Raw genomic sequence first — 4,461 nt, forward strand, 5'->3', positions numbered from 1 at the left:
GACCTCGTGCAGCAGGACCTGTTCGACGTCGTCGTCCGAGAACCGGGTGGCCAGGTGGCGGCTCACCGTGATCCGCTTCCGCGCGAAGTCGCACTGGCCGGCGCGGGTCTTGGCGTGGTCGAACCCGAACGCCCACGTCCCGGCGCCGAGGTGTTCGGCGATGAGGGCCTCGGCGCGGAGCCGGACGGTCTCGAGCGTGGTCACTGCTCGGCGCGCGGGTCGGCCTGGCCCTTCCTCGCTGCCCGGGCCGCGATCCGGCCCCAGATGTCGTCGGCCTCGGTCCGGGCGGCATCGGGCGCACCGAGCACGCGGCGGCGGATCGGTGGGACCTGCTTCACCGGCTCGGCGACGCGGGTGGTGGGTTCGTCGTCCTCGGCACGGCGGGCGGCGACCTCGCGGGCGGTCCGTGGCTTGTCGGACGGTTCCGCCGGGTTCGTGATGGCGGCACGCATCGCGGCCTCGACCGCGGTGCGGAGTGCGTCGGTGCGCTCGGACGGTGCGCCCGCCTGACGGAAGGCCTGGTACGCCCGCGACAGTGCGGCGCGGGCCTCGTCGAAGCGGTCGTTCTCGAACAGCGACCAGCCCTCGATCTCGGCTGCGGCGCCCTCGAGTTCGGGCCACTCCTCGGTGGCGGCGGTGTCGCGGGCCATGGCGGCCTCGGTGGCGGCACGGTCGTGCCGCCCCAGGTCGTGCAGGACGTGCGCACGACGGATCCGCGCGGCGACCTTGTCCTGTCGCTCCCCGGTGAACATCGCGAGGCGGAACACCTCTTCCGCGATGACGAGCGACTCGTCCAGTCGACCGAGCAGACGGAGGAGTTCGGCGCGTTCCGCGAGGGCGTCGGTGCTGCGGCTCTGGCCGAGGTCACGGAGCCGCTGGTGCACGGCGTCGACGTCGACCGCGGGTCGCAGGCTGATGGGCGCGAAGGTGCTGCCCGGGCTGACCCCGGCCGTCACGGGAGCCGCGTGGCGCGGTTCACGGGAACGGTCGGACGAGTCGGGCTGCTGGCGGTCGTCGGGCGGGAGGGACATCGGTTCGAGGGTAGCCGCGGTCTCCCGGGAGCGGTCGGTGCGACGCGCTCAGGTTGCGCGGGTGCGGTCGTCCGCGCCTGCCCCCGGGACGACGAACGGCCCGCCGTGCCGGAGCGCGACGGGCCGTTCTGTCGAGCGGTTGATCAGGAAGCGGAACCCATGGCCGAAGCCGCCGCGACGCCGATGTAGGTGACGAACGTCGCGATGGTGGCGACGACCGCCAGGACGATCGCGAGGATGCCCCAGGCACGACCGCGCTTGGTCACGGCCGCGATGATGCCCTGCACGAGTGCCCAGAGACCGAGGACTGCCGCCACGCCGGCCACCGCGATGCCACCCATGAACTGCGACCGGACGGCCGGGTCGTTCATGATCTCGGTCTGCATCTCCGGGGTGACCGTCGTCGAACCGTTCTGGAGCATGTCGCTGAGCGCGCCGCTGTTGCTGATGGCCGAACCCATGATGTAGCCACCGATGACGCCGAGCACGAGCGCGAGCAGGCCGAGCACGAAGGCGATGATGCCCACGGTCTTCTTCTTCTTGGCCTTCGGCTCGTCGTGGCTCTGCCAGGCCGGGGCACCGGAGTGTGCGGGTGCGGCGGCGTACGGCTGCTGGTCGTGGTGCTGACCCTGGTCGTGGCGCTGCTGGTCGTTCCAGCTCGGCGTGCTCGACGGCTGGCCGTACTGCTGCTGGCCGTACTGCTGCTGGCCGTACTGCTGCCCGACGTTCGGCTGGCCGTACTGCTGCTGGCCCTGCCCGTACTGCTCGCCGTACTGCGGGGTCGAGGTCGGCGCCGGGTCCACCCGCTCGCCGTACCGCGGGGCATCGGCGTCGGGCTGCTGCTGCGGGGCGTCGCCCCAGCGCGGCGCCTGGCCGTCGCCCGTCCGGTCCTGGTCGTTCCGGTCGTCGTTCGTCATCAGGGTTCCCATCGCTCGGTCGCGCACCTGCGCGGTCGTTCAGACCATCCTGACAGCCGGACCCGCCGAGTGCCCGAAGTCCGTCCCCGGCGACGCCCCGGGCGGGGTCAGCCCCCGAACACGCTCCGGTTCGGCTCCGGCGACGCGACCGCCGTCTGGTCGGTGACGATCGGCGCCCCGGCGATGAACGCCTTGAGCTCCGCACCGTGCACGACCTTGGCCGGCATCGGGTCGGACGAGTACCGCCTGGGCATGTCCGCCACCGGCAGGTCGGTCGGCGACCCGAGCAGCACGATGTTGCCGAACCGCCGGCCCTTGAGCATGCCGGTGTCCGCGACCGCGGCGACCGACGGCAGCACCGACTGCAGCGTCGACGCCTGCCCGCGGGCGAAGGCCAACCCGGCGCCGTCGGCCACGTTCACCGCGACGATGCCCGTCGGCGACAGGAACGCGGCGACCTCGCGGTAGAACTCGACGCTCGTCACGTGGGCGGGGATCTGCGAACCGCCGAAGACGTCCACCACCGCCAGGTCCACGGTGCCGCGGAGTCCGGCGGGCAGCTTGCCGAGGACCTCGCGGGCGTCGCCGTACCGCACCCGGATCGAGGCGCCGCGGGGGAACGGCAGGGCCTCGCGCACGTGCTCGACCAGGTCGCGCTCGAGCTCGATCACCTGCTGCCGCGACCCCGGACGGGTCACCGCGACGTAGCGGGGCAGGGTGAGGGCACCGGCGCCCAGGTGCAGTGCCGTGATGGGGCCGTCCGGCAGCAGGTCGATCGCGTGCCCGATCCGCCGGATGTACTCGAACGCCAGGTGCGTCGGGTCCTCGAGGTCCACGTGCGACTGCGGGGTGCCGTCCACCACCAGGGTGAAGGACCCCGGTCGGTGCCGGTCCGGCTCCACCACCGAGTACCCCGCACCGATCCGGAACCCGTCGAACGCATCAGCCATGCCGTCAATGGAACACCACCGCGATCACCACCCGCGTCCCCACCCCTGGTTGGTGTGCCCGCGGAGCGCCCGGAACGAGGCTGGTCGCACCGGTCGGAACACTCCGCCGGACCACCTCGAAAGGCACACCATGTCGGTCCAGCTCCTCGCGAACGTGCTCATCGGCCTCGCCCTCGTCGGCTTCCTGGCGTACCGGCAGGCGACCTGGCGGGCCCTCGACCCGGCGCGCATCTGGCGGGGGCCGCTCGTCATGGCGATCGTCGGCGTGGTCGTCCTCGCACAGACCACGTCGACCGTCACCACCACCGACGTCGTGTTCCTCGGCCTCGAGGCCCTGCTCACCGTCGGCGTCGGCCTCGCGATGGGGGCCATGACCCGGTTCCGTACCATCACGACGCCGGACGCCGAGGGTCGCACCCTGCAGTCCCGCACCGGGTGGCTCGGCGCCGGCCTATGGGTCGTCCTGATCGCCGCCCGCATCGGGCTCGACGTCCTCGGTGGCCACCTCGGAGCACACCTGCTCACCTCGACCGGCACGATCCTGCTCGTCCTCGCCCTGAACCGCGCTGCCCGTGCCCTGGTCGTCGACCAGCGCATCCCCCGGGGAAGCGCGGACACCGGCGGCGACCGGTCGGAGGCCGCCCGCCGCGGCATGATGGTGCGGTGAGCGTGCCGACCGACCCGGACCGGACCGACCCCGCCGGGGTCCGGTCCCGCTCGGTGGTCTCCTGGGGACTCAACGCGGTCGGGATCGCCGTGGTCGCCTTCTGGTTCGTCCGGAACGGCCTCCTGCTCCACCACCCCGCGTGGGTCTGGGTCCTCGGGGCCGTCGCGCTCGCCGCCTGGGCCGTCCGCGAAGGGGCGCGCACGCCCCGTGTGCTCGTCGCCGCAGCCGGCGTGATGATCGCCGCCGGATCCTGCACCGTGGTGCCGACCGACTCGCTCCTGGTCGTCCCGGTGATCACCGGGCTCGTCGTCCTCGGCGCCGACCTCCACCTGCCGGTCTGGACGGCTGCCGTCGCCGCGCTCGCCGCCGTCGTGGTGGTCGCCGTCACCGCGACGCTCGAGCAGACGTCGGTGCAGTTCGTCCTCGGTGTCAGCGGCGGGCTGCTGCTCGGCGTGCTCGTCGGCTTCGGTCGTCGGCAGGTCCGGATCACGACGGCGCAGGCTCGCGAGACCGAGCGGCAGCAGCAGCGCGCGCGGCTCCTCGCCGACCGGTCGCGGGCGTCCCGGGACGTCCACGACGTCCTCGCCCACTCGCTCGGCGGCCTGGTGCTGCAGCTCGACGCGGTCGAGGCCCTGCTCGAGGCCGGCCGCGTCGACGAGGCCACCCGCCGAGCCGGCGAAGCCCGCGCGCTGGCCGCGGACGGCCTGGCCGAGGCACGCCGCGCGGTGCACGCGCTGCGCGACGAGCCGGAGCCCGACGAGCCGCATCCGGACCAGCCGCAGCCCGCACCGTCGGAACCGACCCGTGCCTCCAGTCCGTCCGCCGACCACGCGTCGGGCCTGACGGCCCTCGTCGACGCGCACCGCTCGTTCGGCGGCGAGCTCGTGGTGCAGGGC

6 protein-coding genes are annotated in these 4,461 nt (G+C 73.5%); 2 read left to right on the forward strand and 4 right to left on the reverse strand.

Going from position 1 to position 4,461, the window contains the following annotated elements; all coding sequences use genetic code 11:
* The 4 genes from DEJ17_RS17335 to DEJ17_RS17350 form a co-directional block, all read right to left on the reverse strand.
* Window positions 1–204 (reverse strand): SprT-like domain-containing protein (locus DEJ17_RS17335; protein ID WP_146239760.1); only part of this gene is annotated, 204 nt, incomplete at its 3' end.
* Window positions 201–1,031 carry a hypothetical protein gene (locus DEJ17_RS17340; RefSeq protein ID WP_110895652.1) on the reverse strand — a complete coding sequence of 277 codons (831 nt, stop codon included), beginning with the start codon at window positions 1,029–1,031 and terminating at the stop codon, window positions 201–203. The genes DEJ17_RS17335 and DEJ17_RS17340, both read right to left, overlap by 4 nt.
* A 143-nt stretch (window positions 1,032–1,174) precedes the next feature.
* Window positions 1,175–1,948, reverse strand: coding sequence for a phage holin family protein (locus DEJ17_RS17345; protein ID WP_146239761.1), 774 nt, complete (start codon window positions 1,946–1,948; stop codon window positions 1,175–1,177).
* Window positions 1,949–2,055: 107 nt separating this feature from the next.
* Window positions 2,056–2,898: a spermidine synthase gene (locus DEJ17_RS17350; RefSeq protein WP_110863235.1), complete on the reverse strand. Its 843-nt coding sequence runs from the start codon at window positions 2,896–2,898 to the stop codon at window positions 2,056–2,058.
* 130 nt (window positions 2,899–3,028) lie between these two features.
* Between DEJ17_RS17350 and DEJ17_RS17940 the strand changes: the two genes are divergently transcribed.
* Window positions 3,029–3,565, forward strand: a complete 537-nt coding sequence (locus tag DEJ17_RS17940) for a hypothetical protein (RefSeq protein ID WP_110895656.1) — start codon at window positions 3,029–3,031, stop codon at window positions 3,563–3,565.
* Window positions 3,562–4,461: histidine kinase (locus DEJ17_RS17360; protein WP_110895659.1), on the forward strand; the 900-nt coding region annotated here is incomplete at its 3' end. The genes DEJ17_RS17940 and DEJ17_RS17360, both read left to right, overlap by 4 nt.

This window comes from Curtobacterium sp. MCSS17_011, assembly GCF_003224275.1.
GTDB lineage: Bacteria > Actinomycetota > Actinomycetes > Actinomycetales > Microbacteriaceae > Curtobacterium.